Below are 3236 nucleotides of genomic sequence, written 5' to 3' on the forward strand. Positions count from 1 at the left end.
ACGCTTTCTCAACTCTTTATTGGTTGCCGAAATAACCCGGACATCAAGCTTGATTGGTCGATGATCGCCAACTCGCTCAACCTCTTTTTCCTGCAGTACCCGCAGAAGTTTGGTCTGGGTACTCAAAGGAAGATCACCTATTTCGTCAAGAAAAATGCTTCCCCCGTTTGCCGCCTCGAATCGCCCAATTCTATTCGTCTCTGCACCCGTAAACGAGCCCTTGATATGGCCAAACAGTTCACTTTCAAGAAGATTTTCATTTAAGGCCGAACAGTTCACCTTAATAAAAGGTGAACTTTTACGACTACTATTTTGATGAATTGCCGAGGCAATCATCTCTTTTCCGGTTCCCGATTCACCGTAAATTATAATTGGCGCCTCCGATTGGGCCGCACTTCCAACAAGATCAAAGACGCTGCGCATTGCCAAGGAGTTGCCAATGATTCCATGGAAACTGTCGTCATAATGAAGCTGTTTACGTAATATGGCTATCTCGTTTTCCCTGGCAACGACATTACTTAAATCAATCAACGTCTCAATGCCGCCAACAACCTCTCCCCCGTCGTCTCGAATGACCGTGGCGTTTTTGAGCAGATGTATCGGGGAGCCGTCTTTTTTTCGAAAGGTACATTGACTACTCCGCACCCTTTGGTCTTTAAACAGTGCACAATACTTGTCAAGCCCGTCAGTTCTTGCCTGAAAACAGCGGTCGCAACGAAACACATCACATGATTTGCCAATAAGTTCTTCTGCAGAATAGCCCATCAGTTTTTCAAAGGATTTGTTCACAAAAATAATCTTGCCGTCTGGGGCAATGAGCATGAGGCCTTCTTGTATGGTTGCTATCACCGTTTCCCAGAATTGGGTACCAATATTTTTAAACATCACCGCCTCCATTTGTAATGAATACATCGCATCTAATGATGTTAACCTTTTAGCATTCTTCTTAACACTTTGTAAAGACATGTTGTTAATTGTTAACAATACCCACGACCAGTGTTTTATTATTTTTTTTAGTAATTTCAGACTTTTAGGCTTTCAAATTGGCCACGACTTAACAGTTGGCATTATCGTTGCTATTTGAACACTGAAAATATTGTGCCATGAAATTCTTAAAGTATCCCATCTATATTAAATACTTATTGTGAGGAGGTTGTTCGTTATGAAAAACAGAAAATTTGTCACCTTGGTATGTATTGCGTCTCTGGCAATAGCGGTTAAAAGCTTTGCAAACGAGGAACACAAGCAGATTGTCGGTCCATTCAGCACCCCTATGGAAGTGACGCAGAAATGCCTGGAATGCCACGAGAATGCGGCACATGATGTCATGCAGAGTAGTCATTGGACGTGGGAACTTGAACAGGATATTTCTGGTGAAAAAAATATTTTTCGCGGCAAGAAAAACGCCATCAATAATTTCTGCATTTCCATTAACGGTAACTGGCCACGGTGCACAAGCTGCCACATCAGTTACGGCTGGAAAGACAGCACCTTTGATTTTTCTGATAAATCGAGAGTGGATTGTCTCGTCTGTCACGATACAACCACAACTTACAAGAAGCCCGGCCCAGGGGCTGGTATGCCAGCAGGGTACACGGGTAATCCAAAACTGGACGAAAAAGCTGTTGATCTTGTCTTAGTTTCACAAAATGTTGGAATGCCAAGCAGGCAAAACTGCATTACCTGTCATGGATACGGCGGAGGCGGCAACAATGTCAAACATGGTGACATCGACTCATCCATGATAGATCCCAAAAAGAGCCACGACGTTCACATGGCCAGTGACGGAGAAAAATTCAGTTGTCAGAGTTGTCATGCCACAGAGAGTCATAAGATCAAAGGCAACGCCATGGTGGTCTCACCTGGAGGAAAAGAACACGTCTCCTGCACGGACTGTCATGATCATGAACCCCACCAAGAGTCGCTGCTCAATAGCCATATGGATACAATTGCCTGCCAAACGTGTCATATTCCAACTTTTGCCAAAGAGATGCCTACCAAGATGTCATGGGATTGGTCAACTGCAGGTGAAGATCGAATCACCCCTGAACATGATGAGTATGGCAAATCAACCTACGACAAAAAGAAAGGCGACTTCATCTGGGGCAAGGATGTTGTCCCAACCTATGCCTGGTACAACGGTTCGGGTGGAGCATATCACCTTGGCAACAAAATTGATCCTGATGCGATTACCAAGCTGAGCTGGCCAGAAGGCGATAGAGAGGACGCCAAGGCAAAAATATATCCTTTCAAAGTTCACAAAGGAATGCAGATTTACGACAAAAAATATTCCTACCTGATTACTCCAAAGGTTTTCGGGTCAAAAAAAGATCCGGATGCCTACTGGGTAAATTATGATTGGAATAAAGCTGCTGCCGCTGGCATGAAGGCATCAGGCCTTGCTTATAGCGGTGAATATGGGTTTGCACCCACGGAGATGTACTGGCGCATTAATCACATGGTCGTTCCCGCCAAAGACGCACTTAGTTGTCTTGATTGCCATGGCGATAAAGGAAGATTTGACTGGAAGGCTCTCGGTTATAAAGCTGACCCGATGCGAGATAAAAGCGCCTCCCGATCCAGGCATATTTCGTTGAGATAGTCTTTTTCTTTAAATAGTAACGGCAGATCACTTCCCCGGCCCGGCACCCCTGTTTCAGGTGAGTGTCGGGCACTTTCACCTGCATATCATCGACTAATGAGATGTTAGTCGAAGCTGACCTGCTGATTCATGGTTTTTTTCAATCTCAAGCCGGGCCCCCTTACCTTTCACAAGTTGGATGAGGGTTGCTATGTCCTCTGAAAGATTGGCTGATTGTTGTTCCATGTCACGAGCCATGTGTGAAGCATCATCGGCTCCAGCGGCATTTTTCTGTGTTACAGCATCCAGGTCATGTACTGCTTTTGTCAATTGATCAATACCGGTTGACTGCTCCTTTGAAGCTGAGGCAATTTCACTCAACAACTGAGCTGTTTTTCCTGTTTCATTGGCTGAAGTTATAAAGGCTTCACCTGCTTGTGAGACAAACTGAACTCCCGTTTCAACTCTCACACTGTTTTGTTCCAACATATCAGTTACATTATTGGCAGCTTCAGCAGTTCGCATGGCAAGATTTCGCACCTCTTCAGCGACAACGGCAAAACCAGCTCCGGCCTCTCCGGCCCTTGCTGCCTCGACAGCAGCATTAAGCGCTAGCAAGTTCGTTTGGAAGGCTATTTGATCAATGGTCTTCAGG

Annotated in this window: 3 protein-coding genes; 1 reads left to right on the forward strand and 2 read right to left on the reverse strand. The window is 45.0% G+C overall.

The features are described 5' to 3' along the window. On the reverse strand, positions 1 to 966 hold a 966-nt coding region (locus HQK80_16065; protein ID MBF0223708.1), incomplete at its 3' end, for a sigma 54-interacting transcriptional regulator. A 196-nt stretch (positions 967 to 1162) separates the two neighbouring features. Between HQK80_16065 and HQK80_16070 the strand changes: the two genes are divergently transcribed. Beyond that, entirely contained in the window at positions 1163 to 2602 is a 1440-nt protein-coding gene (locus HQK80_16070) for a tetrathionate reductase family octaheme c-type cytochrome (protein ID MBF0223709.1), read from the forward strand. Between the two features lie 93 nt (positions 2603 to 2695). On the opposite strand, the gene HQK80_16075 is transcribed toward HQK80_16070, so the two are convergent. Then, the coding region (locus HQK80_16075) for a hypothetical protein (GenBank protein ID MBF0223710.1) at positions 2696 to 3236 on the reverse strand (541 nt) is incomplete at its 5' end.

It is taken from the genome of Desulfobulbaceae bacterium, from assembly GCA_015231515.1.
Classification (GTDB): domain Bacteria; phylum Desulfobacterota; class Desulfobulbia; order Desulfobulbales; family VMSU01; genus JADGBM01.